This is a genomic window from Streptomyces sp. NPDC039609 (assembly GCF_055596705.1).
Window position 1 is genome coordinate 263,387 of the sequence record NZ_JBVIUJ010000009.1, and the last position, 25,360, is coordinate 288,746.

Here is a 25,360-nt window from a genome sequence, read left to right on the forward strand (position 1 = left end):
AGTATGCGTTCACGTTCACATGGGGACTGACAAGAAGCGGGGGGTGGGGCGTCGAGCCGTCCTGCTCGGCGGCGGCGTGGCCGTGCTGGGTACGGCGGCGCTGGCCCGCGACGAGCTGGCGCGCGCCTGGTGGCGGCTGCCCGGCACCGAGAAGGACCGGGTGGAGGGCGAGCTCGACCACAAGGGGGCCGACTGGTCGGCCGCGTCCCGGGCGAACTGGCGGCGGGCCGACCGGCCCGCCGACTACACGATCGACCGGGTGGTGATCCATGTCGTCCAGGGCAGCTACGCGAGCGCGCTGAAGGTCTTCAAGAATCCGGGACACGGCGCCGCCACGCACTACGTCGTCCGCAAGGACGGGCATGTGGCGCAGATGATCCGCGAGCTCGATGTGGCGTTCCACGCCGGGAACCGGGACATGAACGAGCGGAGCGTCGGGATAGAGCACGAGGGCTTCGTCGACCGGCCGCAGGACTTCACGCCGGCGATGTACGCGTCGTCGGCGCGGCTGACGGCCGGGATATGCGCCCGGTACGGCATCCCCGTCGACCGGGAGCACATCATCGGACATGTCGAGGTGCCCGGGACCGATCACACGGACCCCGGGCCGCACTGGGACTGGGACCGCTACATGAAGCTGGTACGGGAGGCTTCGAAGAAGGTCGCCTGAGCGAAGGCCGCCCGGGTGGACGCCCGACGGAACTCCTGACTCGTCAGACCAGGCCGGCGGTGCGGGCCCGCTCGACGGCCGGGCCGATGGCCGCGGCGACCGCCGCGACCTCCTCCTTGGTGGAGGTGTGGCCGAGGGTGAAGCGCAGGGTGCCCCGGGCGAGGTCCGGGTCGGTGCCGGTGGCGAGCAGGACGTGGCTGGGCTGGGCGACGCCGGCGGTGCAGGCGGAGCCGGTGGAGCACTCGATGCCCTGGGCGTCGAGCAGCAGGAGCAGGGAGTCGCCCTCGCAGCCGGGGAAGGTGAAGTGGGCGTTGGCGGGGAGCCGGTCGTCCGGGTCGCCGCCGAGGATGGCATCGGGGACGGCGGCGTGGACGGCGGCGACGAGCTCGTCGCGCAGGGCGCCGATCTCGCGGGCGAACTCCTCGCGTCGCTCTGCGGCGAGCCGGCCCGCGACGGCGAAGGCGGCGATGGCGGGTACATCGAGGGTGCCGGAGCGGACATGGCGCTCCTGGCCGCCGCCGTGCAGGACGGGTACGGGGCTGTACTCGCGGCCCAGGAGCAGTGCTCCGATGCCGTAGGGTCCGCCGATCTTGTGGCCGGAGACGGTCAAGGCGGCGAGGCCGGAGGCGGCGAAGTCGACAGGGATCTGGCCGAAGGCCTGGACGGCGTCGGCATGCATCGGGACGTCGAACTCGCGGGCCACGTCGGCGAGTTCTCGGATCGGCATGATCGTGCCGATCTCGTTGTTCGCCCACATGACGGTGGCGAGCGCGACGGTCTCGGGCTCACGCGCGATCGCCTCGCGCAGGGCGTCGGGGTGGACACGGCCGTACCGGTCGACCGGAAGGTACTCGACGGTGGCGCCCTCGTGGGTGGCGAGCCAGTCCACCGCGTCGAGCACGGCGTGGTGCTCGACGGGGCTCGCGAGGACGCGGGTGCGGGCGGGGTCGGTGTCGCGCCGGGCCCAGTACAGGCCCTTGACGGCGAGGTTGTCGGCCTCGGTTCCGCCGGAGGTGAAGACCACCTCGCTCGGCCGGGCGCCCAGGGCGGCGGCGAGGGTCTCGCGCGCCTCCTCGACGGCCCGCCGGGCGCGCCGCCCGGCCGCGTGGAGGGAGGAGGCGTTGCCCGTGACGGCGAGCTGGGCGTTCATCGCCTCGATCGCCTCGGGAAGCATGGGCGTGGTCGCGGCGTGGTCGAGGTAAGCCATGGTGCCTCGATTCTACGAGGGCGTGGGGGGCGGTTGGTCGGGGGCCCGGGGAGGGTGGGCCGGCCTTTGGCGGGTTGGGCGCGGGCGGGGCGTGGCGCCAAGCGGTCGAGGAGGCCGGCCGCAGGGCCCGTCGGCGCGGTCGTCGGCCGCGGCGCGGCGTGGGAGTTCCCTCGGCGAGGATCTGCGCGCACGGCGAGGATTTCTGCTGCCGCCTCCGCCGGCAGGGTGCGCGCGTCCGGTGGTTCCAGGACCTCCATACTGCCGCCCAGGGCAAGCAGTGGGCGGGCGTCGCCCGGTTCGGGGAAGGCTGTGGCGGGGCCGGTGCCACCTCCGTCGGCTCCCCTTCGGGCTCCCCCGGCGGCCACGTCGGGGCGGTCGCCGTGAAGGCGGAGAAACGGTCCAGGCGTTCGTGCCGGCCCCGGGCCCGCACCAGGACACCGGGCGGGCGGTTCTCCACGCGGCGGCGCAGTTGCTCCCACACCTGGGCCAGTTCGGCGCCTTCCCGGCGCCGTGCCGGGTCGTCGAGTATGTGGCGGCTCGTCAGTTCGGCGGTGGGCCGGTGGGGTTCGGGGAGAGCGGCCATCCTGCGCAGGGCGGAGCCGGGGCTCGGTCGAGGCCGAGGCCGCGGGCGGCGTCCTGGGCGGCGCGCACGAACAGGGCACGGGACTCGAAGGCCGTCGGCCCCGTGACATCCGAACGGAAGCCGGGCAGGAGGGCGATGCCGCCGTGTCGAGGCAACGGGTCCGGTCGGCTGCGGGACGACGCCGCTTCGGCGAACACGGGCACACCGGACGCCGAGAGCGCCTCGACGCCCCGTAGCTGGTGCGTACGGAGGCGTCGAGGCGCTCGGCGAGGTCCGTGACGGGGACCAGGCCCCGGGGGTCCGGAGGAGCAGCAGGAGGGAGGGCAACCTGTCGGACGTCACCGGCCGAGGTCAACCCCGGGGTGGTGGAAGGGGGCGGCTCCCAGGCGGGCGCCGGCCTCAGCCGCGCGGCGCTCGGGCCAGTTGGCGGGACTGGGCGACGAGCCGGTCCGCGCTGTCCCAGACCTCCGCGTCCTCCTCCAGGAAGCCGCCGGCGAGGTTGCGCGTGGTGATGGAGACGCGCAGCGGGCCGGGGGCCGGGCGGCACCGGATGTGGGTGGTGAGCTCGACGGTCGGCGTCCAGCCCTTGAGGCCCAGCTCGAAGGAGGTCGGCGGCAGCGCGTCGACGGTGAGGAGCAGGGAGAGCGCGTCGGGCGCGCGGCCGTCGGCGAGGCCGAACCAGGCGCGCATCTCACCCTTGCCCGACGGCGCGCCGATCGCCCAGCCGACGGTGGCCGGGTCGAGCTTGAGGTCGAGCCGCTCCGTGATGGCGCTGGAGCCGGGGATCGGGGGCTTGGGGCCGTCGGAGGCGCCGAAGCAGTGCTCGATGGGCGCGATCGCGGGGGGCGTGGCAGTGGTGCGGACGTCGTCGGGGAGCGCGTCGAGGTCGCCGTACGAGGCGAGGACCCGGATGCGCTCGACCTCGGTGCCGTCCTCGGCGTACTGGAAGAGGGACGCCTGGCCGGTGGAGAGGGTGCGGCCGGTGCGGACGGTCTCGGTGCGGATCACCGCGGGGCCGGGCACGGACGGCGTGAGGTAGTGCGCCGAGATCGTGAACGGGTCCGGGTGCGGGAGGTGGTCACCGAGTGCGCGGCCGAGCAGGGCGAGGAGGTAGCCGCCGTTGACGGCGCTGATGATGGTCCACCCGGCGGAGAGATCGGCGTCGTAGACGCCGGGGGCGCGGAGGGTGACAGCGGTGTCGCGGTCGAACTCGCTGGTCCCCGCGATCGTCTCGATGCTCGTGCTCATGGTTTCGACGGTACAGCAGGAAACTACTGAGCGGTAGCTTTTTCGGGCTCCTCGCGGGCGGAGGAGCGGCGGTTCCAGGCTCGGGGCGCGCGCCAGTGGTAGCGCATCGCGAGCAGGCGGAGAACGAAGGCCGTGGCGACGGCCACGCCGCTGGTGTACGCGTTGAGCACGTCGAAGCGGATGCAGAGGGCGACCATCGTGGCGCCCACGATCGCGGGCACGGCGTAGAGATCCCGGTCCCAGCGAAGGAGCGAGGGGACCTCGTTGGCGAGGACGTCGCGCAGGACACCGCCGCCGACGGCGGTCGCGAGACCGAGGACGGCGGAGTAGGTGAGGCCGAGGCCGTACTCGTATGCCTTGACGGTGCCGGTGACACAGAAGAGGCCGAGGCCGGCGGCGTCGAAGACGTTGACGGCGTTCTGGGTGCGCTCGACCTCGGGGTGGAGGAAGAAGACGAGGACCGTGGCGACGAGCGGCATGAGGAAGTAGCCGAGGTCGGTGAAGGCTGCGGGGGGCACGGCGCCGATGATCAGGTCGCGGAGGAGGCCGCCGCCGAGGGCGGTGACCTCGGCGAGGACGGCGATGCCGAAGACGTCGAAGTTCTTGCGGACGGCGAGGAGGGCACCGGAGATGGCGAAGACGAAGATGCCGACGAGGTCGAGGGCGTGTTGTACGGAGGGGCTGAAGAGGTCGTGGAGCACCGAGCAATTGTGCCGGGTCCTCACGGGGGCGGGTGCCAGCTGGTGGCGGGGGCGGGATGGCGGCGGCCAGGTGGTGACGGAGCGAGGGGGGCGGCTCGCGCCGTACGGGGGTGACGGCGGGCACGGCGCGGCACCCACCATGCCGGGGCCGCGCGGGGCGCCGGCCAAGACGGGAGGCGCCCCACCCCGCCCCTCCCCGAAACCGGGACCGGGACCGGGGGCTCCGCCCCCGAACCGCCGAGGCGCGACAGGCGGCGCAGGCTTCACCGCGAACCCCTGCCGGCGGCGGAGGTTCCGCGCCGCGCCGGGTTCCGCCCGGACCCCCGCCGCGCGGCAGGTCCGCACGGCGGTGCACCTCAAGGAGACCTGGAGGCTCCGCCCAACCCCCGGCACGCGGCACGCGGCACGCGGCAGCGTCGCGCCCCACTACGCCGTGAGGCCCCGGACGGTCGTCGTCCGGGGCCTTGTGGCATCGCGCGTGCGGCTACGCCTTCGGCGGTGCGTCGCCTTCGACGTCCGACGTGTCCGCGTCCTCGGCAGCCTCGGGCTCCTCGCCCTCCGCCGCGCTCGCCGGGGCTGCGGCGGTCTCCGACCTGGCCGGCGCCTCCGCCTTCGCGAGGGCGTCCTTCGCCGGGGCCTCCGCCTCCGACGACCCCGGACCCGTCGTCTCCGACTTCGGACCCGACACCTCCACCGAGTCCCTCGCCGACGGCACCGTCAGCCCCTCCGCGTTCTCCGGGTGGTGGCACGCCACCCGTTGGCCCGTGCGGAGTTCCAGGAGTGGGGGTTCCACCGTCTTGCAGAGGTCCGTCGCCTTCCAGCAGCGGGTGTGGAAGCGGCAGCCCGACGGCGGGGAGATCGGGGACGGGACGTCGCCCTGGAGGAGGATCCGCTCGCTCTTCGCGCCTCGGCGTCGCGGGTCCGGTACCGGGACCGCCGACATCAGGGCCTTGGTGTACGGGTGCATCGGCGACTCGTACAGGGACTTGCGGTCCGCCAGCTCCACGATCTTGCCGAGGTACATCACCGCGATCCGGTCCGAGACGTGCCGGATGACCGACAGGTCGTGGGCGATGATCACGTACGTGAGGCCCAGCTCCTCCTGGAGGTCGTCCAGGAGGTTCACCACCTGCGCCTGGATGGAGACGTCCAGCGCGGAGACCGGCTCGTCGGCCACGACCAGCTTCGGCTTCAGGGCGAGCGCCCGGGCGATGCCGATGCGCTGGCGCTGACCGCCGGAGAACTCGTGCGGGTACCGGTTGTAGTGCTCCGGGTTCAGGCCGACCAGGCCCAGCAGGCGCTGGACCTCCTTCTTGACGCCACCCTCCGGCTCCACGCCCTGGAGCTTGAACGGCGCCGAGATGATCGAGCCGACCGTGTGCCTCGGGTTGAGCGAGCCGTACGGGTCCTGGAAGATCATCTGGATGTCGCGGCGCATCGGACGCATCTTGGCCACGCCGAGGTGCGAGACGTCCACACCCTCGAACTCGATGGTGCCGCCCGTCGGTTCGAGGAGCCGGGTGATGAGCCGGCCCATCGTCGACTTGCCGCAGCCTGACTCGCCGACGACGCCGAGGGTCTCGCCGGGCAGCACCTCGAAGTCGATGCCGTCGACCGCCTTGACCGCCCCGACCTGGCGCTGCAGCAGCCCCTTCTTGATCGGGAAGTGCTTCACCAGGCCGTTGACCTTGAGCAGGGGCTCAGTGCTCTTGTTGTCGCTCACAGCTTCGGCGCAATCTCTTCGGTCCAGATCCGGGTCCGCTCCTCCGGTGACATGTGGCAGGCGGAGTAGTGACGGCCGGGGCCCTCACCGCTCGGCGCGAGCCTCAGCTCGGGGCGTTCCGTGCGCGTGATGCCGCCCTTGGGCACGTCCGCGTACGGGCAACGGGGGTGGAACGCGCAGCCGCTCGGGATGTTGATGAGGCTGGGCGGCGAGCCCTTGACCGGGATGAGCCGGTCGGTCTGGTCCCGGTCGATCCGCGGCATCGAGCCGAGCAGGCCCCAGGTGTAGGGGTGCTGCGGCTCGTAGAAGACCGATTCGGCCGGACCGCGCTCGATGCACCGGCCGCCGTACATCACGAGGATGTCGTCGGCGAGCTCGGCGACGACGCCGAGGTCGTGCGTGATCATGATGACCGCGGAGCCGAACTCCTTCTGCAGGTCCCGGATCAGGTCCAGGATCTGCGCCTGCACGGTCACGTCGAGCGCGGTGGTCGGCTCGTCCGCGATCAGCAGTTCGGGGTTGTTGACCAGCGACATCGCGATCATCGCGCGCTGACGCATACCGCCGGAGAACTCGTGCGGGTAGGCGTCGAACCGCTTGTCGGGCTCGGGGATGCCGACCCGGTCGAGCATCTCGACCGCGCGCTTGCGGGCGGTCTTCTTGTCGACGGCGTTGTGGGTGCGGTACGCCTCCACGATCTGGTTGCCGACCGTGTAGTACGGGTGCATCGCGGACAGCGGGTCCTGGAAGACCATCGCCATCTTGCGGCCGCGCAGACGCCGTACCTCGTCGGCGTCGGCGCGGATCAGCTCGTCGCCGTCCAGCCAGATCTCACCCTCGATCACCGGACGGTTGCGGCTGTGGCCGGTGCGGTGCAGGCCCATGATGGCGAGCGAGCTGACCGACTTGCCGGAGCCGGACTCGCCCACGATGCCGAGGGTCTTGCCGCGGGCCAGGTCGAAGGAGAGCCCGTCGACGGACTTGACCAGGCCGTCGTCGGTCGGGAAGTGGACCTTGAGGTCGCGCACCGAGAGGTACGCGTCGTCCTTGGGTCCGGACTGCACGGGGACGCCGACCGGACCGGTGGTGGCGCCCGCGGGGCTGTCGTTGTTCAGCGGGGTCTCGGTCACGTCAGCCTCACGCGCGGGTCGACGACGGAGTACATGATGTCCACGATCAGGTTCGCCATGACGACGAAGAAGGCCGCGATGAGGGTGACTCCCATGATGACGGGCAGGTCACCGGCGCCGATGGCGCCGACCGCGGCGGTGCCGAGGCCCTGGAAGTTGAAGGTCGTCTCGGTGAGCACGGCGCCGCCGAGGAGGCCGCCGAGGTCGAGTCCGACGAGGGTGAGGACCGGGGTCAGGGTCGAACGCAGGGCGTGCTTGCCGATGACCACGTTCTCCTTGAGCCCCTTCGCGCGGGCCGTGCGGATGTAGTCCTCACCGAGGACCTCCAGCATGGTCGCGCGAGTGATGCGGGCGTATGTGGCGGCGAAGAGGAACGCCAGTGTCACCCAGGGCAGGATCATGCTGTTGAACCAGGCCGCAGGATCCTCGGCCAATGGTCGGTAATTACTGGCCTCCAGCCACTCCAGGGAGTAGACGAAGATCGCGCCGGCCAGCATTCCGGTGAAGTAGATGGGCAGCGAGACGCCGGCCAGAGCCGTCACCATCGTCGCCCTGTCCCAGATCGTGCCTCTGCGCAAGGCCGAGATCACGCCCGTCAGGACACCGCCGATCACCCAGAGGACCACCGCGCCGCTGGCGAGGGAGAGCGTCACCGGGATGCGGTCGAGCAGCAGCTCCCACACCGGCTGCTCCGCCTTGAAGGAGTAACCGAAGCACGGCGCGGGGCAGTGCGTCACCTCCGTGCCCTGGTTGTAGTCGCGGCCGGCGACTATGCCCTTGAGGAACAGTCCGTACTGCTCGGGGATGGACTTGTCGAAGCCCATCTTCACGCGGATGCCCGCAAGAGCGGTTTCGTTGGTCTCGCGGCCTGCGTACATGAGAGCCGGGTCACTGCCGGTTATTTTCGGCACCGCGAAGAAGATGCCGAAGGTGACCGCGGAGACCACCAGCAGCGTTGCGACGACATTGAAAAGCCGCCGGATGAGGTAGACGAGCACTGCAGTCGGCCGCTCGGGGCGGGCGGCTGTCGCCCCTTGTGGGGACGACAGCCGCCGCCTGCGACCTTCACCTGCCCTTCGAACTAGCGCATGTGGGGTGAAGGCACATGTCCTGCTGTTACTTGGTGACGCCCACGGTCGCGAGGTCGATCTTGCCCATCGACTCGTTGAAGTAGACGTTCGTCAGACGGGGGTTGTGGTACACGAGGGCCTTGTCGAAGTTGATCGGCAGGTAGAGCGCCTTCTCCATGACCTTCTTGTTGATCTCGGTGTAGAACGGCGCGGCCTCGGCCGGCGTCGGGGCGTCGGCGGCCTTGTCGAACAGGCCGTTCACCTCGGGGTCGTTCAGCATCGAGTAGTTGTTGTTGCCGTTCTGGAGGATGAACGAACCGTCCACCAGCGGCTGCAGGAAGCCGGCACCGGAGTTGTAGTCGGCACCCCAGCCCATGACGATGATGCCGTAGCCCTTCTTCTTCACGTTCTCGGGCGAACCGATCGTGGAGGAGGAGAGCTTGCCGTCGTACTGGTCGATCGAGGCGTCGATGCCCACGGCCTTCAGCGCGGCCTGCAGCGACTCGGCGGTCTTGACCTCGGGGGCACGGTTGTTGCGGACCGCGATCGTGGTCTTGAAGCCGTTCGGCTTGCCACACGCGGCGAGGGCGGCCTTGGCCTTGTCGACCTGGGGCTTGCCGGCGGTCAGGCCGTACGGGTCGAACGCCTTGTCGGCGCCGGGGATGCCGGGCGGCAGCATGTTGGCGCCGAGGTCACCGGAGGTCGGGCCGCCACGGGCCGTCTGCAGGGACTTCGGGTCGGCCGCGTAGATGACTGCCTTGCGGCACTCGACGTTGTCGAACGGCGCGACCGTCTGCGGGAAGACCATGTAGCGGATGTAGCCCGTGAACGGGTTGTCCGCGTTGGCCTTCAGCTTCGGGTCCTGAAGGATCTTGATCTTCGCGGCGTTCTGGACACCCGTGCCGTCGACCGCGAGGTCGATGTCACCGGACAGCAGACGCTGGTCCATGTCGTCGGGGTTGGTGGTCACCGTGAAGGAGACCTTGTCCGGCAGACCCTTGCGGATCGTGTCGGTCTTCGGGTCCCAGTTCGGGTTGCGCTCGAAGGTCGCGCCCTTGCCGGCGGCGAAGCTGGTGACCTTGTACGGGCCGGTGGAGATCGGCTTGTTGGTGTACTTGGCGCCCGTGTCCTTGGCCATCGGGACCGGCGAGGAGGACGGCATCGCCAGCAGGTAGGAGAAGTCCGAGTTCGGCTTCGCCAGGTTGAAGACGATGGTCTTGTCGTCGGGCGTCTGGACCGACTTCAGGCCGAGCTTGTCGGCGGCCTTGTCCTTGTACGGGCCGGGGTACTTCTGGCCCTGGTCGAGGACGTCGATCAGGTACGTCGGGCCGCCGGACAGCACGTCCTGCGCGAAGACGCGCTCGATGCCGTACTTGATGTCCTTCGAGGTGACCGGCGTGCCGTCCTCGAACTTCACGCCGTCCTTGAGCTTCAGCGTGTAGGTCTTGCCGCCGTTGCTCAGGACCGGCAGCGCCTCGGCGAGGTCGGGGACCAGCTTGGTGCCCGCATCACCCGGCTTGCTGTCGTACGCGAGGAGCTGGCGGACGTACAGACGCTGCATGTTCCAGACGAAGCCGTAGTAGGCGCGCGCCGGGTCCAGGTAGTCGACGTCCTGGGGCGACCAGAGCTTGAGCTCGCCGCCCTTCTTGTCGGAGACGTTGACGACACCCTTGGTCGCCGCGTCGAACCCGGCGCCGGCGGAACCCTTGCCCTTGCCGCCGTCGTCGCTGCCGCCACCGCATGCCGCGGTGAGGGAGAGAGCGGCGACCAGCGCGGTGAGCGCTACTGCCTTCTTTCTGCGGATCACTGTGTTCCAACCTCCCAGGAATGGATTCAGGTGAATCAGGTGAATCGGTTCAGCTGCCCTTGGGGTCGAGTGCGTCACGCAGCCCGTCCCCGAAGAGGTTGAACGCAAGGACGGTGACGAAGATCGCGAGACCCGGAACAACCATGAACATCGGGTCCGCCTGGTAGGTCGCGAGGGCCTCGGAAAGCATCTTTCCCCAGGACGCGGTGGGCGGCTTGACGCCGGCGCCCAGGAAGCTGAGGGCCGCCTCGGTGAGGATGTTGGTCGGGATGATCAGCGTCGTGTAGACGAGGATCGGGGCGACCAGGTTGGGCAGGATCTCCTTGCGCAGGATGTAGCCGCGGCCCGCTCCGAGGGACCGGGCGGCCTCGACGTACTCCCGTTCGCGCAGCGACATCGTCTGGCCGCGGACGATGCGTCCGATGTACGGCCAGCCGAAGAAGCCGATGACGACGATCAGTACGCCCATGCGGACGCCGGTGCCGGTGAGCCCCCAGAGCGAGTTGGGGACCACGGAGACCAGCGCGATGGTGAAGAGCAGCTGCGGGAAGGCGAGCAGCAGGTCCATCAGACGGCTGATGATCCCGTCGACCCAGCCACCGAAGAAGCCGGCGACCGCGCCGAGAACGCTGCCGATGACGACGGAGACAAAGGCCGCCAGGAAGGCGACGAGAAGCGAGATCCGCGCGCCGTAGACGATGCGGCTGAAGACGTCGCGGCCGTTGGTCGGCTCCACCCCGAGCAGGAAGTCGGAACTCATGCCGCCGAAGGCCCCCTTGGGGATGCCCAGGTCGGGGTCGAGCATCTCCTCGTGGAACTCGTTCGGCGGGTGGCCGAAAAGGCTGACGATCTGCGGCGCGAAGATCGCGACGAGGATGAGGAAGAGCACGAGGAACGCGCCCGTCAGTGCGATCTTGTCGCGCTTGAGGCGTGTCCAGGCGATACGGCCGGGAGAACGACCCTCGATGGCCTTGGCAGGGACTTTGGCGGCGACAGCTGCGATCTCGTCCGCGGCTGTGTCGTGCAGTGGTGCCGTCATCGTGGTGGGGACCCCTCTCGGCCGACGGTGGCCGGCCCATGCCCGCCGCTGTAGCGGCTTGTCTCACATCGGTGTCGCTGATGGTGCGTACGGGTGCGTTTGTTACGTGTGGATTGCTGCGAAGAGTGTCTGAAGTGCACGTGAAGAGTCGGTGGTCGTGGGCCGTCCGGCTCTCGGTTGGGGGGAGTCTTCATCGGGCTCACGATCACCCGCCAGACCTGCTCGGGATGTGATGCGCAACCGTGATGTGGCCCGGAGCCTTCCGTTATCCGGACCGGGCGATCTGCTGAGCGAAGCAACACCGCCCGTTCGGCGCGGAACGGACATCACGCCCAACAGGGCGTTCCTGGCTGCTTTTTGGGTGGATTCGCCGAGGACGACGAAGGCCGCACCGAGGAGCTCGGTGCGGCCGTTTCGGACAGGCGTCTCGCGATGCGGACGAGCTGTCGGGGCTCAGCGATAGACGGGAACGTGGGCGTCGCGGTCGTAGAACGGGCGGGCGTTGGCGCGCAGCCACATCGTCACCGGGTCGTACTCGTCGGACATCGCGACCGTCGAGACGGGCAGCCCGTCGGGGACCGCCGCGATCGACTGGCGCATCATCGCCCGCACCGCCTCGACCGAGGCGGTGGAGGTGTCGTAGAGGTCGAGACCGATGGCGAGATACGGGGAGCCGAGCGCGGGTTGCACCCAGGCGCGGCGCAACGCCCGTACGGCCGGGGTGCGATGGGCGTTCTGAGTCAGCAGGGCGTAGAACTGCGGGATCTCCAGGGAAGGTTCGGAGAGCCGCAGCGGTCCGGCGGGCATCCGGTCGAGACCGGTGGCGATCCGCCGGAGATCGGCCCAGGGGATGCCGACGCCGCCGCCCGGGTCGTGCGGGTTGAGCCAGATGCCCCAGCGGTCGGGGTAGAGGGAGCGCGCGATGTCGTGTCCTGTGACCACTTCGTGGGCACGGTTCCAGCCGGAGGCGGCGAGCTCCTGCGCGGAGGTGACGCACGGGGCGTACCCGAAGCCGTCGACCTCCATGTTCCCGTACTGGGCGTCGGGCGAGCCGGGTGCGCCCTGCCAGAGCAGCATCCAGACATCGCCTTCGGCGAGAGCGTGCAACAGCTTCTCGTACGCGTCGTAGCGTCCCGGTGCCACCTGGCGCAGCATGTGCTCGACCTGTCCGGCCGCAGCGGTGCTCGACGCGCTCACCCTGGGTCCCGCCCCTCTTCCGTCCACCGAACCAGCTTAATTACGCGGACGCCCGCTGATAGAAGGGGCGCACCCGCTCCAGCATCCAGTCGCCGACCGGGTCCTGCGCAACGTCCAGCAGGATGAGATTGACCGGCCAGGCCACCTCGACCCGGCCCAGCGCGCGGCCGAGCGCGTCGAGCGGGGCGTTGCGGTCGACGCCGTCCCAGCCGGCGAGCTGGACGCCGACGAAGAGTGCCGGCTCCATGCCCTCGACGCTGGCCAGGGCACGGCGCGCGGTGACGACGACTCCGGTGGCCTCGAACTCCGCGGACGCGGCGGCGAGGAAGTCGACGGGGTCGTCCTGCCAGTCGGGCTCGAAGAGCCGGACGCGGCCGCCGCTCGCGGGGCCGTCCAGCGGGCTGCGGCCGACCCGGCAGAGCTCGGCGACGGCGGGGGGAGGCAGCGGGGCGCCGACGGTGCCGCCGGGGTTCACGGCGATGCCGAGCTGCGGGGGGAGACCGCGGGCGAAGTCTCGGGCGGGGGCGACGGTGAAGGACATGTGACCGCCGACACAGGCCAGGAACTGCTGCTGGGAGCTGAAGACGGGGACGTACGGCAGTCCCTCGATCTCCATCGTGGGCAGATCGAGGTCCCGGCTCTCGGGGCTGCCGCCGTTGGGGAGGGGCACCCAGACGGGGCTCCGCCCGAGCACCTCGACGAGCCGGCCTCCGGCTGCGGGGTTGCCGAGCGAGGCGGCCAGCACCTCTTCGAGCTCATTGCCCGGCCATGTGACGTCCACGGTTCCCGGTTCCCCTTCTCGCGCCCTGGTCGCGTCTCGCACGCCCTGGTCGCGGCGCCCTCGGGGCAGAACCCTAACGCCGCCCTGGCGCCGCCGTGGCCAAAAGTGTACGGAGCACCCCGGTCCGGATGGACCGGAAACAGCTCGGCCGGTGCACCGCGCTCGGTCGGGGCGGTCCGCCGCGCTCGATCGGGGCGGTCCGCCGCAATCGCTCGGGGCGGTCCGCCGCAATCGCTCGGGGCGGTCCGCCGCAATCGCTCGGGGCAGTGCACCGCGCTCGCTCGGGCCGGTCCGCCACGCTCGCTCGAGCCGGTCCACCGCGCTCGCTCGGCCGGTGCGGGCGCCGTCAGTCCGTGGGACGGAAGGTGATTCTCCGCAGGGCGCCCGCCGCGTCCCTGTCGAGGAGGGTCGCCGAGGAGCAGCCCCTCGGCAGGCGGCCGGACTCGACGGAGCTCAGGAGCCGGCCGACGGCCCGGCGGTGCCGGGCGAAGGCGTATCCCGACACGCCTCGGCCACGCTCGCGCTGCCCCTCCCGCGCGGCGGCCGGGGTGACGTCCAGCAGGACCAGGTGCAGGGCGCCGCCACGGCGGCGGGCCTCGCGGGCGAGCCAGTTCCGCACCCAGGACTGGGTGCCGCAGTCGTGGACGACCACGCTCCGCCCGGAGCGCAGCGCCCGGCGCAGCCCGGCGTAGTGGGCGATACGGGCCAGCGGGCGGTAGACGGCGTACGGCAGGAAGCGGGGCAGCCGTCCCTCCCAGCGCTCGCGGGCGTCCTGCGAATCGATGCCCAGACCCCCCGCCGCGCGCCGCATGAGCGTCGACTTGCCGCTGCCGGGCAGGCCGGAGACCACGACGAGGTCACCGGCGGCGAAGGAGAGCACACGGGGGCCACGGCCGCCCCGCTCGCGCAGATCGCGCAGCAGAGGCACGGCGGAGCCGCGCCTGCGGGTCCTGGCCCGGGCGCGCGGGGACGGTATCCCCGTCCCTGTGGCGTAGGCGCCGGAGTGCTGGAACGTCATCGCTTCTCCCCCAGTCGGGTTCCCGGGAACCCTTGCCCACAAAGTGTAAAGAAGCGGTAATGAGACACAAGCGATTTGCCGATCAGACCCCTCGTGCAATGATGTGCGCGCCAAGCGCACACAACCTCATACCGGCCGCTCGAATCCGCGCGGGAGAGTCCCGGAACCACCACGGTGGGCCCCGGGCGCCGAAGGAGCAAGACCCTCCCTTGAATCTCTCAGGCCCCGTACCGCGTGGATGAGGCAGATCTGAAAAGCGAACCGCTCCGGCGTGCCCGGTGCGGCTCCACCCAAGGTGCAAGCCGAGGATGCTCTCGGTGAACCTCTCAGGTTCCATGACAGATGGGGAGGATCGTCCTCGTCCGTCATGATTTTTCTGCCCTGGGACCCGGGAGCCACACCCATGAGCACTGCCGCCCCCCGTCTGACCGCCCTCGATGCGCTGCATCGCTCCCTGGGCGCGACCATGACCGACTTCGCCGGCTGGGACATGCCGCTGCGCTACGGCAGCGAGCGCGACGAGCACAACGCCGTCCGCACCAAGGCGGGCCTCTTCGACCTCTCCCACATGGGTGAGATCACCGTCACCGGCCCGCAGGCCGTCGAGCTCCTCGACTTCGCGCTGGTCGGCAACATCTCCACGGTCGGTGTGGGCCGCGCCCGCTACACGATGATCTGCCAGGAGGACGGCGGCATCCTCGACGACCTGATCGTGTACCGCCTCGGCGAGACGGAGTACATGGTCGTCGCCAACGCCTCCAACGCGCAGATCGTCCTCGACGCGCTGACCGAGCGCGCGGCCGGCTTCGACGCCGAGGTGCGGGACGACCGTGACGCGTACGCCCTGATCGCCGTCCAGGGCCCGGAGTCTCCCGGCATCCTGAAGTCGCTCACCGACGCCGACCTGGACGGTCTGAAGTACTACGCCGGCCTCCCGGGCACGGTCGCCGGGGTCCCCGCGCTGATCGCCCGTACCGGCTACACCGGCGAGGACGGCTTCGAGCTGTTCCTGAAGCCCGAGCACGCCGAGGGCGTCTGGAAGGCGCTGACCGAGGCGGGCGCTCCGGTCGGCCTGATCCCGTGCGGCCTGTCCTGCCGTGACACGCTCCGCCTGGAGGCGGGGATGCCGCTGTACGGGCACGAGCTGACCACCTCCCTCACCCCGTTCGACGCGGGCCTCGGCCGGGTCGTGAAGTTCGAGAAGACGACCAACGACGGCGTCTTCGTCGGCCGCAAGGCGCTGGAGGCCGCCGCCGAGCGTGCCGCCTCCAACCCGCCGCGCAAGCTCGTCGGCCTGATCGCCGAGGGCCGCCGCGTCCCGCGCGCCGGCTTCTCCGTCGTCGCGAACGGCGAGGTCGTCGGCGAGGTCACCTCCGGTGCCCCGTCCCCCACCCTCGGAAAGCCGATCGCCATGGCGTACGTGGACGCGGCGCACGCCGAGCCCGGCACGCAGGGTGTAGGTGTGGACATCCGCGGCACCCACGAGCCGTACGAGGTCGTGGCGCTGCCGTTCTACAAGCGCCAGAAGTGACGCATCCGTCTCGCTCCGCGTCTCACCCCGCAAGACCCACGTTCATCAGCACTCCCTCGATCCAGGAGAATCAGGTCATGAGCAACCCCCAGCAGCTGCGCTACACCAAGGAGCACGAGTGGCTGTCGGCCGCCGAGGACGGCGTCGCGACGGTCGGCATCACGGAGTTCGCGGCCAACGCGCTCGGTGACGTCGTCTACGCCCAGCTCCCGGAGGTCGGTGACACGGTGACCGCGGGCGAGACCTGCGGTGAGCTCGAGTCGACCAAGTCCGTCAGCGACCTGTACTCCCCGGTCACCGGTGAGGTCGTGGCGGCCAACCAGGACGTGGTGGACGACCCGTCGCTGGTGAACACCGCTCCGTTCGAGGGTGGCTGGCTGTTCAAGGTGCGCGTCACGGGTGAGCCGGACGACCTGCTTTCCGCCGACGCGTACGCCGAGTTCTCCGCCGGGAACTGAGACCCCTTAGGGATCGATTCATGTCTGTGCTGAACACCCCTCTTCACGAGCTGGACCCGGACGTCGCCGCCGCCGTCGACGCCGAGCTCCACCGTCAGCAGTCCACCCTCGAGATGATCGCCTCGGAGAACTTCGCTCCGGTCGCGGTCATGGAGGCCCAGGGCTCCGTTCTCACCAACAAGTACGCCGAGGGCTACCCGGGCCGCCGCTACTACGGTGGCTGCGAGCACGTCGACGTCGCCGAGCAGATCGCGATCGACCGGATCAAGGACCTGTTCGGCGCCGAGTACGCCAACGTCCAGCCGCACTCCGGTGCCTCCGCGAACCAGGCCGCGCTGTTCGCGATCGCCCAGCCCGGCGACACGATCCTGGGCCTGGACCTGGCCCACGGCGGTCACCTGACCCACGGCATGCGCCTGAACTTCTCGGGCAAGCAGTTCAACGTGGTCGCGTACCACGTGGACGACGCCGGTCTGGTCGACATGGCCGAGGTGGAGCGCCTGGCCAAGGAGCACCGCCCCAAGGTGATCATCGCGGGCTGGTCCGCGTACCCGCGTCAGCTGGACTTCGCCGAGTTCCGCCGGATCGCCGACGAGGTCGAGGCGTACCTGTGGGTCGACATGGCCCACTTCGCGGGCCTGGTCGCGGCCGGTCTGCACCCGAACCCGGTCGAGTACGCGGACGTGGTGACCTCCACCACGCACAAGACGCTCGGCGGCCCGCGCGGCGGCATCATCCTCGCGAAGAAGGAGTTCGCGAAGAAGCTGAACTCCTCGGTCTTCCCCGGTTTCCAGGGCGGCCCGCTGGAGCACGTGATCGCGGCCAAGGCCGTCTCCTTCAAGGTCGCGGCCTCGGAGGAGTTCAAGGAGCGCCAGCAGCGCACGCTGGACGGTGCCCGGATCCTCGCCGAGCGTCTGGTCCAGGACGACGTCACCGCGCACGGTGTCTCGGTCCTGTCCGGCGGCACGGACGTGCACCTGGTCCTGGTGGACCTGCGCAACTCCGAGCTGGACGGCCAGCAGGCCGAGGACCGTCTCCACGAGGTCGGCATCACGGTCAACCGGAACGCGATCCCGAACGACCCGCGTCCGCCGATGGTCACCTCGGGTCTGCGCATCGGTACGCCGGCGCTCGCGACCCGCGGTTTCGGCGACGAGGACTTCCGTGAGGTGGCCGACGTCATCGCGGAGACCCTGAAGCCCGGCTTCGACGCCGAGGCGCTGAAGGCCCGGGTGTCCGCGCTTGCGGAGAAGCACCCGCTGTACCCCGGCCTGAAGTAATTTCGTACGCTTTAGTTCCAGGCTCGTTCGTACGAAAGCTCCGGGGCACCGCGCACACTGGACAGTGAGCGCGGTGCCCCACCCCCTTTTCCTGCTGTTCTGCACCACCCCGGCAGACAACGGCGTCTAGCCCCCCACAAGGAGTTCCCCGTGGCCATCTCGGTCTTCGACCTGTTCTCGATCGGTATCGGCCCGTCGAGCTCCCACACCGTGGGTCCCATGCGCGCGGCCCGGATGTTCGCCCGCCGACTGAAGAACGAGGGGCTCCTCGCCCACACCGCCTCGATACGCGCGGAGCTGTACGGCTCGCTGGGCGCGACGGGGCACGGCCACGGCACGCCGAAGGCCGTCCTGCTGGGCCTGGAGGGCAGCTCCCCGCGCACGGTCGACGTCGAGACGGCGGACGACGAGGTCGAGCGGATCAAGTCCAGCGGCCGGATCAATCTCCTCGGCGCGCACGAGATCCCCTTCGACTTCGACGAGGACCTGATCCTGCACCGCCGCAAGGCGCTGCCGTACCACGCCAACGGCATGACGATCTTCGCGTACGACGCGGAGGGCGCGCTGGTCCTGGAGAAGACCTACTACTCGGTAGGCGGCGGCTTCGTCGTGGACGAGGACGCGGTCCAGGGTGAGAACCCGATCGTCCCGGACGACACGGTCCTGAAGTACCCCTTCCGTACGGGCGACGAGCTGCTGCGCCTGGCGAAGGAGACCGGTCTGTCGATCTCCGCGATGATGCTGGAGAACGAGAAGGCCTGGCGCAGCGAGGACGAGATCCGCGCGGGCCTCCTGGAGATCTGGCGGGTCATGCAGGCCTGTGTCTCGCGCGGCATGTCCCGCGAGGGCATCCTGCCGGGCGGTCTGAAGGTCCGCCGCCGCGCCGCGAACACGGCCCGCAAGCTGCGCTCCGAGGGCGACCCGGCGGCGCTCGCCATGGAGTGGATCACGCTCTACGCGATGGCCGTGAACGAGGAGAACGCGGCGGGCGGCCGCGTGGTCACCGCCCCGACGAACGGCGCGGCGGGCATCATCCCGGCGGTCCTGCACTACTACATGAACTTCGTGCCGGGTGCGGACGAGGACGGCGTGGTCCGCTTCATGCTGGCGGCGGGCGCGGTCGGCATGCTCTTCAAGGAGAACGCCTCCATCTCCGGCGCCGAGGTCGGCTGCCAGGGCGAGGTCGGCTCGGCCTGCTCGATGGCGGCCGGCGCCCTCGCGGAGGTCCTGGGCGGCACCCCCGAGCAGGTCGAGAACGCGGCCGAGATCGGCATGGAGCACAACCTGGGCCTGACCTGCGACCCGGTCGGCGGCCTGGTCCAGATCCCGTGCATCGAGCGCAACGGCATGGCGGCGGTCAAGGCGGTCACGGCGGCGAAGATGGCGATGCGCGGCGACGGCAGCCACCTGGTCTCCCTCGACAAGGTCATCAAGACCATGAAGGAGACCGGCGCGGACATGTCGGTCAAGTACAAGGAGACGGCCCGCGGCGGTCTCGCGGTGAACATCATCGAGTGCTGACGCCGCAGCCCTGATGAGGGGGTCGTGCGACCCGTCGCAATGTCCGCGCGCAGCACTGAGGGGCCCGCCGTAGCGGGCCCCTCAGTCGTCGTACCGGCCGTCGGAGCGCGGGCTGGAATATCCGTGCGGAGCCAGTAGGGGCGGGTCAGGCCTTGTTGAGGTCCGCCCAGAACTCGTCCCAGGACAGCTTGCCGTCGGCGTTGCCGTCACGCTGGCCGATCAGGGCCTCCGCGACCGTCTCGGTGACGTTGAAGTCACCCAGCTGCGCCATGACGCTCTTGTACTCGGCGGCGGTGATGTAACCGTCCCCGTCCACGTCGAACCGCTCGAATGCCTTGCGCGCCGACTCGATGTCCGCCACAGCTTCCGCCCCTTCTTGATGCTTCGATGACGGGGCTCAGATTATCGGGCGTTCCCCGGGGGCCGGGCGCCGGGGAGTGGCGGGCCATGGCGGATCATGGGAGGTATGAGCGACGACGTGGCACGGATCCTGGCAGCGGCGGCCCGCGGACAGTTCCCGCCGCCCGACGGTTCGACGACCGTCGTCCCGCCGCCGAACGACCGGGACGCCGGTGTCCTCGCCTTCACCGCGCACTCGGTCGTCTTCACGGACGCGGATCCCGCATGGGTGCGGGCGGAGCTGGCGGCCGCCTCCAGCGACCCGCTGGCCGCCTCGATGAACCCGGGGTTCCTCCTCGCCCTGATGCGGCACACGGGCCGGCGCATGAACACCATCGACCTGCTGACGGTCGCCAGGACACTGCCCGGGGAACCCGAGCTGCCGCTGCGGGAGATCGAGGACCCGGAGCATCCCCGGGTGGCGCGGGCGATGAAGTACCGCGACGACGTACGGGTGTGGGCGGCCCACGGCGGCGTAGTGATCCTGGGCCGGGGAGTGGCGGGCCGTTGGGAGGCGGCGATCGAGGTCGACGAGGAGGTCAGGCACCGCGGGATCGGCCGGGCGCTGGCCCTCGCCGCCCGGCATCTGACACCGGGCGACGTGGTCTGGGCGCAGCAGTCCCCGGGCAACGCTCGCAGCGTGCGCGTCTTCCAGGCGGCGGGCTACCGCCCGGTGGCCTCGGAGGCCCTGCTCACAGCGGGCTGACCCGCGCCCGGCGAGTGCGCGGAGGTGCCCGGCCGAGGGGCCCGGAGACCGGCCGGGCCCCGAGGAACTAGCGGAACACTCCGGTGTGGCCGAGGGAGTAGCGCCCGGGCTGGGGATAGACCGCGAGGCCGTGGGGGCCGCCGCCGACCGGGATGCGGGCGAGCTGCTTGCCGGTCTTGGTGTCGATCGCGTAGACCTCGGAGTCGTAACGTCCCGACAGCCACAGCACCTTGCCGTCGGCCGAGACACCGCCCATGTCCGGGGAGCCGCCGTCCGGCAGCCACCACTTCTTCGTCAGCTTGTTCTGCCCGAAGTCGAAGACCGAGATGGAGCCCTCGCCCCGGTTGGGGACGTACATCTCCTTGGAGTCCCGGGAGACGTAGAGGCCGTGGGCGCCCTTGCCGGTCGGCATCAGTTGCGGGGTGGTGAACTTCTCGCCGTCCAGGACCCACATGCCGTGGGCCATCATGTCGGCGATGTAGAACGTCTTGCCGTCCGGGGAGATCTTCACGTCCTGTGGCATCGCGCCCTGGAAGGGGAGCTTCTGCTGGCCGATGACCTCCATCTTCGCCGTGTCGACCTTCAGCAGCTCGCCGGAGAACTCGCAGGAGACGACGAAGTACCGGCCGTCCGCGGAGAAGTCCGCGTGATTGACGCCGTAGCAGGAGACCGGGACGGTCTTCTTCCGGTCCATGGTGTGCGGGTCGCGGAAGACCAGCTCACGGTCGAGGGAGGCCATGACGACGGCGTACTTGCCGTCGGGGGTGAAGTAGAGGTTGTACGGGTCGTGGACCTCGACGGGCTTGCCCGCCACTCCGGTGGCGGGGTCGATCGGGGTGAGCGTGTGGCCCCGGTTGTTGTTGACCCAGAGCGTCTTCAGGTCCCACGACGGGACGACGTGCTGCGGCTGGATGCCGACCGGAATCGTCTCGATCACCTTGTAGGTCGCCGGGTCGATGACAGAGACGGTGTTGGAGTTGGTGTTGGGCACGTAGACCCGGGACGGGAAGTCCTTGACCACGGGCGAGAACCGGCCCGGCCGGTCGGCCGCGTAGACGTCCTTGGGGTCGAGGAGCGGTGGCATTCCGGGGAGGCCGTCCGGGACGGCCTCCTTCGGTACGACCGGGCGCGCCGCCGCCTCCTTCTTGGCGCCGCCACGGGGCTCGGTGCCGTTGTCCGCGGTACCGCACCCGGCGAGCGCGGCGAGCAGGGCGGCGGCGAGGAGGCTCTTCGAACGCTTGGTGAGAGGCAGCATCAGGTCAGCAGCTCCGTGGTCGTCACCGCGCGCAGGCCGCGGCGGTCGAGGTCGGCGAGGAGGGGCGGCAGGGCGGCGAGCGTGTCCGCGTAGCCGAGGTGCAGGCTCACCACCGATCCGTTGCGGATCGGCCCGGTGACGTTGCGGACGACGGCCGCGGCGCCGGGCGAGGTGAAGTCGAGGGAGTCGACGTCGTACGAGAGGACGTGCGGGTAGCCGACCTGGCGGGCGGCCCGCTGGACGGCCGGGCTCGCGTTCCGGCCTCTGGACGGCCGGAACCAGCTGCCGATGGAGCCGGTGAGCCGGCGCAGCCGCGTGGCGCAGGCGCTGATCTCCGCGTGCGCCTCGTCCTCGGTCATCGCGTTGACGTCGAGATGGCGCTGGGTGTGGTTGCCGAGGTCGTGGCCGCCGTCGAGGATCCGGCGGGCCAGCTCGGGGTGGGTGTCGAGCCAGTCGCCGACGGCGAGGACGGTGACCCGGGCGCCGCCCTTCTCGGCCTCGGCGAGGACGGCGCGAGCGAGGGCGGGGTCGCCCTGGCCGTGGAAGGTGAGGGCGACCCGGGGGCGGTCACGCGGCCCGCTCGTGATCTCGAACGGCAGGCCGGGGAAGCGGCGGGGGCCCGGTGCGACGGGCTCGGGGGCGGGCGCGGGGCCGTCGGGTGGGGGGCGGCCGTCGCTGCCGCAGGCGGTGGAGAGCGCTCCCGCGAGGGCGGCCACCGCGCCCGCCCGGAGTGCGCCACGGCGGTCGGTCAGGGTCACGCGCCCATTTAAGGCCTGTAGCGCCCGTTTTCTTACGATTGGGCCATTTCAGGACGTTTACGGGTCGCACTCCAGTGCCTGCCATGCGAAGGAGTCGAGGAAACAAGCGATGAATCCCATACTTATTCACCATTTACAAGGCAGGTGCTCTAGGTCACCAACGATTCATCGGTAAACTGTCACTCTTTGACCGAATTTGCCCCAGTAGGGACTTTTGGCGTGATGGCCCCCTGTCTGCCATAGTCGGAGACACGACCCCCATTGACCCGGGCCAGGTCGTTTTCACGGCCGTGGATACACCCCCCCCCGATCCACGGCCGTCCTCACGGAAGCCCCCAGGCGCCCCACCGCGGCGGACGGGGGCTTCGGTGCATCCGGGGACGGCCGACGACCCGCGAGCAGCAGCCGAACGCCGACGGTCAAAGGCCGACGGTCAGCGGTCAGCGGTCCGAGACGCGCATCTCGAACCACGTCGTCTTGCCGCGCGGCTGCAGATCCACGCCCCAGCGGTCGGAGAGCTTGTCGACGAGGAAGAGCCCGCGCCCGCTGATGTCGAGCTCCTGGACGGGCATCAGGCACGGCAGCCCGCGCGAGGGGTCACGCACCTCGATCCGGATCCAGCCACGACGGCGCAGCATCCGCAGCCCGAAGACCCGGGCACCGGTGTGCCGGACGGCGTTGCCGACGAGTTCGGAGACGAGCAGAACGGCGTGCTCGGCGATCTGCGGGGACAGGGCCCACTGCCGCAGGACGACGCACTGGGTGAGCCGGCGGGCGATGGCGGCGGACTCGGGACGGGACGGCAGCCGCACATCCTCCTCGGCCGGATTCCCGTACAACTCCAGTGCCTTGAGGGCCTGTTCGTCATCGGCGGCCGGTACCCACCGCGCTGCGGTCGCACCGCCGTGCTGCCGCGGCTGTTCCACACCCTCCAGGCCCGCCATGCCCCCCATCATGGCCGGACGGAACGGGCCGCGGGGCCGTTCCGACGGAATCGAGGCCCCGGAATCGACAATTCCGCTGAATTCACATGGCATATGCCCTTGGCGGACGGCGGTACTGAAGAGTAGGGTCCGCCGACCGCCTCGGGCGGCCCGCATCTCAGACGAACTTCGCCTTGCCCGGGCCCTCCTCGACGAAGCTGCGCATCCCGCGCTCGCGGTCCTCGGTCGCGAACAGACCCGCGAACCAGGTGCGTTCGATCGCGAGACCGGTGTCGATGTCGGCCTCCAGACCCTGGTCGATGGCCTCCTTCGCGGCGCGCAGCGCGATGGCGGGGCCCTGGGCGAGCTTCGCGGCCCAGGCGTGCGCCTGCTCGTACACCTCGGCCGCCGGGACGACCCGGTCGACCAGACCGAGCGTCAGGGCCTCGTCGGCCTTGACCATCCGGCCGGTGAAGATGAGGTCCTTGGCCTTCGACGGACCGACCAGACGGGACAGCCGCTGGGTGCCGCCGGCGCCGGGGATCAGACCGAGCAGGATCTCGGGCTGGCCGAGCTTGGCGTTGTCCGCGGCGATCCGGTAGTCGGCGCACAGGGCCAGTTCGCAGCCGCCGCCCAGGGCGTAGCCGGTGATGGCGGCGACGACGGGCTTGGGGATGCGGGCGACCGCGGTGAAGGAGTCCTGGAGCGCGCGCGACCGCTTGACCATGGCCGCGTGGTCCATGACCTGCATCTCCTTGATGTCCGCGCCCGCCGCGAACACCTTCTCGCCGCCGTACAGGATCACGGCGCGCACGTCGTCGCGGTCGGTCGCCTCCTGGGCCAGCTCGAGCAGCCGGTCCTGGGTGGCGATGTCGAGGGCGTTCATCGGAGGGCGGTCGAGGCGGATGGTGCCGACGCCTTCGGCGACTTCGAGGTTCACAGTCATACCCGGCAGGTTAGCCGCCGTTAACGACAACGGACCCGGTGCTGTTGCTCACAGCGCCGGGTCCGTCGTACGGAGTGGATCGGGGACTACTTGATCCACTCCGACCAGCTCATGTTCCAGCCGTTGAGGCCGTTGTCCGGAGCGATCTGCTTGTCCTTGGAGTTCTTCACGACCACCACGTCGCCGATGAGCGAGCGGTCGTAGAACCAGGCCGCCGGGGTGGAGCCGTCGCCGGCGCCGCGCGCGTCCCGCAGACCGACGCAGCCGTGGCTGACGTTGGCCGAGCCGAAGGTGCCGGACGAGGCCCAGTAGTTGCCGTGGACGAAGGTGCCCGAGGTCGACAGACGCATCGCGTGCGGCACGTCCTTGATGTCGTACTCACCGCCGAAGCCGACCGTGGCGCCGTTCATCCGGGTCACCTTGTACTTCTCGCTGATGACCATCTGACCGTTGTACGTGGTCGTGGACGGAGCGCCCGCGGTGATCGGGATCGTCTTGATGATCTTGCCGTCGCGCTCGACCTTCATCGTCTTGGCGCTGGCGTCGACCGTGGAGACCTGACGGCGGCCGATGGTGAAGGTGACCTTCTTCTTCTGCTTGCCGTAGACGCCCGGGCGGCCCTCGACGCCGTCCAGGTTGAGCTCGACGGTCACCTTGGTGCCCGCGGCCCAGTACTCCTTGGGGCGGAAGTCGAGGCGGTCGTTGCCGAACCAGTGGCCCTCGACCTCGACGGCGGGCTCGGCGGTCACCTTGATGGCGTTCTCGACGGCCGCCGGGTTGGTGATGCCCCGGGTGAAGTTGATCGAGACCGGCATGCCGACGCCGACGGTCGAGCCGTCCTCGGGCGTGTAGTGGCCGATGAAGGTGTTCTTCGGGGTCAGGGTGGTGAAGGTGGTGTCCTTCGCCGACTCACGGCCCTCGGCGTCCTTCGCGATCGCGTGGACCTTGTACTGCGTGCCCGCGGACAGGTGGCCGACCGGCGTCCAGCTGGCGCCGTCCGCGGCGATCTTGCCCTCGACCTCGACACCCTTGGTGTCGGCGACGGTGACCGTCGTCAGCTTGCCCTGCTCGGCCGTCACCTTCAGCGCACCGCTGGTGGCGACCGCGTCGGCGCCGTCCTTCGGGGCGATCGTGACGACCGCCTGCGACGCCGCGTTCTCCTGCTTGCCCCCGCCGCTCTGCGCCGGGTCCTGTCCGCCCTTGCCGCCGCCCGCCGGCTCCCCGCCCCCGCAGGCCGTCAGCACCAGGAGCAACGCTCCCACAGCCAGGGCCTGCAGACGCGCGCCCCCGCGCCGCCGTCCGCGCCCCACCCCGGCCGATATCGGCTGCCCGTTCAAAATGGTCGTCTCCCCTCGCACGGCCTGGTCTCACCACGGCCCGCACCCCCGCGCGCATCCTCCGCGCACACG

24 protein-coding genes and 1 riboswitch are annotated in these 25,360 nt (G+C 70.4%); of the genes, 6 read left to right on the top strand and 18 right to left on the bottom strand.

What is annotated here, in order from left to right; translation table 11 throughout:
- Positions 1–19 precede the first annotated feature (19 nt).
- Complete coding sequence (locus ACZ561_RS27200; protein ID WP_470999668.1) at positions 20–670, top strand: N-acetylmuramoyl-L-alanine amidase; 651 nt, start codon at positions 20–22, stop codon at positions 668–670.
- A gap of 43 nt (positions 671–713) precedes the next feature.
- Here ACZ561_RS27200 and ACZ561_RS27205 read toward each other — a convergent pair whose 3' ends face one another.
- From ACZ561_RS27205 to ACZ561_RS27260, 12 genes are all read right to left on the bottom strand, one after another.
- A complete protein-coding gene (locus ACZ561_RS27205; protein WP_470999670.1) occupies positions 714–1,877 on the bottom strand; it encodes a cysteine desulfurase family protein in 1,164 nt (387 codons plus the stop codon).
- A gap of 540 nt (positions 1,878–2,417) precedes the next feature.
- Positions 2,418–2,657 carry a hypothetical protein gene (locus ACZ561_RS27210; RefSeq protein ID WP_470999672.1) on the bottom strand — a complete coding sequence of 80 codons (240 nt, stop codon included), beginning with the start codon at positions 2,655–2,657 and terminating at the stop codon, positions 2,418–2,420.
- A 202-nt stretch (positions 2,658–2,859) separates the two neighbouring features.
- Positions 2,860–3,708: a thioesterase family protein gene (locus tag ACZ561_RS27215; protein WP_470999674.1), complete on the bottom strand. Its 849-nt coding sequence runs from the start codon at positions 3,706–3,708 to the stop codon at positions 2,860–2,862.
- Positions 3,709–3,731: 23 nt separating this feature from the next.
- The gene (locus ACZ561_RS27220) at positions 3,732–4,409 is read right to left on the bottom strand and encodes a trimeric intracellular cation channel family protein (protein WP_470999676.1); all 678 of its coding nucleotides are present in this window, start codon (positions 4,407–4,409) and stop codon (positions 3,732–3,734) included.
- A 484-nt stretch (positions 4,410–4,893) separates the two neighbouring features.
- Complete coding sequence (locus tag ACZ561_RS27225; RefSeq protein WP_470999678.1) at positions 4,894–6,132, bottom strand: ABC transporter ATP-binding protein; 1,239 nt, start codon at positions 6,130–6,132, stop codon at positions 4,894–4,896.
- Positions 6,129–7,196 (bottom strand): ABC transporter ATP-binding protein, encoded by a 1,068-nt coding sequence (locus ACZ561_RS27230; RefSeq protein ID WP_470999821.1) that lies wholly within the window; start codon positions 7,194–7,196, stop codon positions 6,129–6,131. Before ACZ561_RS27230 ends, ACZ561_RS27225 begins: the two co-directional genes overlap by 4 nt.
- A 62-nt stretch (positions 7,197–7,258) precedes the next feature.
- Positions 7,259–8,260, bottom strand: coding sequence for an ABC transporter permease (locus ACZ561_RS27235; protein WP_470999680.1), 1,002 nt, complete (start codon positions 8,258–8,260; stop codon positions 7,259–7,261).
- Positions 8,261–8,378: 118 nt separating this feature from the next.
- On the bottom strand, positions 8,379–10,139 hold the full coding sequence (locus tag ACZ561_RS27240; protein WP_470999682.1) for an ABC transporter substrate-binding protein: 1,761 nt from the start codon (positions 10,137–10,139) through the stop codon (positions 8,379–8,381).
- Between the two features lie 49 nt (positions 10,140–10,188).
- The gene (locus ACZ561_RS27245; protein ID WP_470999684.1) at positions 10,189–11,178 is read right to left on the bottom strand and encodes an ABC transporter permease; all 990 of its coding nucleotides are present in this window, start codon (positions 11,176–11,178) and stop codon (positions 10,189–10,191) included.
- Positions 11,179–11,631: 453 nt separating this feature from the next.
- The gene (locus ACZ561_RS27250) at positions 11,632–12,375 is read right to left on the bottom strand and encodes an enhanced serine sensitivity protein SseB C-terminal domain-containing protein (protein ID WP_470999686.1); all 744 of its coding nucleotides are present in this window, start codon (positions 12,373–12,375) and stop codon (positions 11,632–11,634) included.
- Between the two features lie 40 nt (positions 12,376–12,415).
- On the bottom strand, positions 12,416–13,156 hold the full coding sequence (locus ACZ561_RS27255; protein WP_470999688.1) for an enhanced serine sensitivity protein SseB: 741 nt from the start codon (positions 13,154–13,156) through the stop codon (positions 12,416–12,418).
- A gap of 346 nt (positions 13,157–13,502) precedes the next feature.
- Complete coding sequence (locus tag ACZ561_RS27260) at positions 13,503–14,174, bottom strand: AAA family ATPase (RefSeq protein WP_376437295.1); 672 nt, start codon at positions 14,172–14,174, stop codon at positions 13,503–13,505.
- 140 nt (positions 14,175–14,314) lie between these two features.
- A riboswitch (glycine riboswitch) is annotated at positions 14,315–14,417 on the top strand.
- A gap of 160 nt (positions 14,418–14,577) precedes the next feature.
- On the opposite strand from ACZ561_RS27260, the gene gcvT reads away from it, so the two are divergent.
- From gcvT to ACZ561_RS27280, 4 genes are all read left to right on the top strand, one after another.
- On the top strand, positions 14,578–15,705 hold the full coding sequence (gene gcvT / locus ACZ561_RS27265) for a glycine cleavage system aminomethyltransferase GcvT (protein WP_470999690.1): 1,128 nt from the start codon (positions 14,578–14,580) through the stop codon (positions 15,703–15,705).
- Between the two features lie 77 nt (positions 15,706–15,782).
- Positions 15,783–16,163: a glycine cleavage system protein GcvH gene (gene gcvH, locus ACZ561_RS27270; RefSeq protein ID WP_329115655.1), complete on the top strand. Its 381-nt coding sequence runs from the start codon at positions 15,783–15,785 to the stop codon at positions 16,161–16,163.
- 20 nt (positions 16,164–16,183) lie between these two features.
- Positions 16,184–17,443: a serine hydroxymethyltransferase gene (locus ACZ561_RS27275; protein WP_383553607.1), complete on the top strand. Its 1,260-nt coding sequence runs from the start codon at positions 16,184–16,186 to the stop codon at positions 17,441–17,443.
- Positions 17,444–17,593: 150 nt separating this feature from the next.
- Positions 17,594–18,964, top strand: a complete 1,371-nt coding sequence (locus tag ACZ561_RS27280; RefSeq protein WP_470999693.1) for an L-serine ammonia-lyase — start codon at positions 17,594–17,596, stop codon at positions 18,962–18,964.
- Positions 18,965–19,109: 145 nt separating this feature from the next.
- On the opposite strand, the gene ACZ561_RS27285 is transcribed toward ACZ561_RS27280, so the two are convergent.
- Positions 19,110–19,325, bottom strand: a complete 216-nt coding sequence (locus ACZ561_RS27285; RefSeq protein ID WP_470999695.1) for an EF-hand domain-containing protein — start codon at positions 19,323–19,325, stop codon at positions 19,110–19,112.
- Between the two features lie 105 nt (positions 19,326–19,430).
- Here ACZ561_RS27285 and ACZ561_RS27290 point away from each other — a divergent pair, with 105 nt between their 5' ends.
- Entirely contained in the window at positions 19,431–20,069 is a 639-nt protein-coding gene (locus ACZ561_RS27290; RefSeq protein ID WP_470999697.1) for a GNAT family N-acetyltransferase, read from the top strand.
- A gap of 67 nt (positions 20,070–20,136) precedes the next feature.
- On the opposite strand, the gene ACZ561_RS27295 is transcribed toward ACZ561_RS27290, so the two are convergent.
- The 5 genes from ACZ561_RS27295 to ACZ561_RS27315 form a co-directional block, all read right to left on the bottom strand.
- Positions 20,137–21,324 carry a YncE family protein gene (locus ACZ561_RS27295; RefSeq protein ID WP_470999699.1) on the bottom strand — a complete coding sequence of 396 codons (1,188 nt, stop codon included), beginning with the start codon at positions 21,322–21,324 and terminating at the stop codon, positions 20,137–20,139.
- Positions 21,324–22,082, bottom strand: coding sequence for a polysaccharide deacetylase family protein (locus ACZ561_RS27300; RefSeq protein WP_470999701.1), 759 nt, complete (start codon positions 22,080–22,082; stop codon positions 21,324–21,326). Before ACZ561_RS27300 ends, ACZ561_RS27295 begins: the two co-directional genes overlap by 1 nt.
- 440 nt (positions 22,083–22,522) lie before the next feature.
- The gene (locus ACZ561_RS27305) at positions 22,523–23,026 is read right to left on the bottom strand and encodes an ATP-binding protein (RefSeq protein WP_384520076.1); all 504 of its coding nucleotides are present in this window, start codon (positions 23,024–23,026) and stop codon (positions 22,523–22,525) included.
- 157 nt (positions 23,027–23,183) lie between these two features.
- Positions 23,184–23,951: an enoyl-CoA hydratase/isomerase family protein gene (locus ACZ561_RS27310; protein ID WP_470999704.1), complete on the bottom strand. Its 768-nt coding sequence runs from the start codon at positions 23,949–23,951 to the stop codon at positions 23,184–23,186.
- Between the two features lie 86 nt (positions 23,952–24,037).
- On the bottom strand, positions 24,038–25,288 hold the full coding sequence (locus ACZ561_RS27315) for a L,D-transpeptidase (protein WP_470999706.1): 1,251 nt from the start codon (positions 25,286–25,288) through the stop codon (positions 24,038–24,040).
- Between the last annotated feature and the right edge of the window lie 72 nt (positions 25,289–25,360).

Bases quoted from the DNA above. Each gene is read 5' to 3' on its own strand.
- ACZ561_RS27200 (WP_470999668.1), top strand. From the start codon at position 20: ATGGGGACTGACAAGAAGCGGGGGGTGGGGCGTCGAGCCGTCCTGCTC.
- ACZ561_RS27205 (WP_470999670.1), bottom strand. From the start codon at position 1,877: ATGGCTTACCTCGACCACGCCGCGACCACGCCCATGCTTCCCGAGGCG.
- ACZ561_RS27215 (WP_470999674.1), bottom strand. From the start codon at position 3,708: ATGAGCACGAGCATCGAGACGATCGCGGGGACCAGCGAGTTCGACCGC.
- ACZ561_RS27245 (WP_470999684.1), bottom strand. From the start codon at position 11,178: ATGACGGCACCACTGCACGACACAGCCGCGGACGAGATCGCAGCTGTC.
- ACZ561_RS27260 (WP_376437295.1), bottom strand. From the start codon at position 14,174: ATGACGTTCCAGCACTCCGGCGCCTACGCCACAGGGACGGGGATACCG.
- gcvT (WP_470999690.1), top strand. From the start codon at position 14,578: ATGAGCACTGCCGCCCCCCGTCTGACCGCCCTCGATGCGCTGCATCGC.
- gcvH (WP_329115655.1), top strand. From the start codon at position 15,783: ATGAGCAACCCCCAGCAGCTGCGCTACACCAAGGAGCACGAGTGGCTG.
- ACZ561_RS27275 (WP_383553607.1), top strand. From the start codon at position 16,184: ATGTCTGTGCTGAACACCCCTCTTCACGAGCTGGACCCGGACGTCGCC.
- ACZ561_RS27290 (WP_470999697.1), top strand. From the start codon at position 19,431: ATGAGCGACGACGTGGCACGGATCCTGGCAGCGGCGGCCCGCGGACAG.
- ACZ561_RS27295 (WP_470999699.1), bottom strand. From the start codon at position 21,324: ATGCTGCCTCTCACCAAGCGTTCGAAGAGCCTCCTCGCCGCCGCCCTG.
- ACZ561_RS27305 (WP_384520076.1), bottom strand. From the start codon at position 23,026: ATGGCGGGCCTGGAGGGTGTGGAACAGCCGCGGCAGCACGGCGGTGCG.
- ACZ561_RS27310 (WP_470999704.1), bottom strand. From the start codon at position 23,951: ATGACTGTGAACCTCGAAGTCGCCGAAGGCGTCGGCACCATCCGCCTC.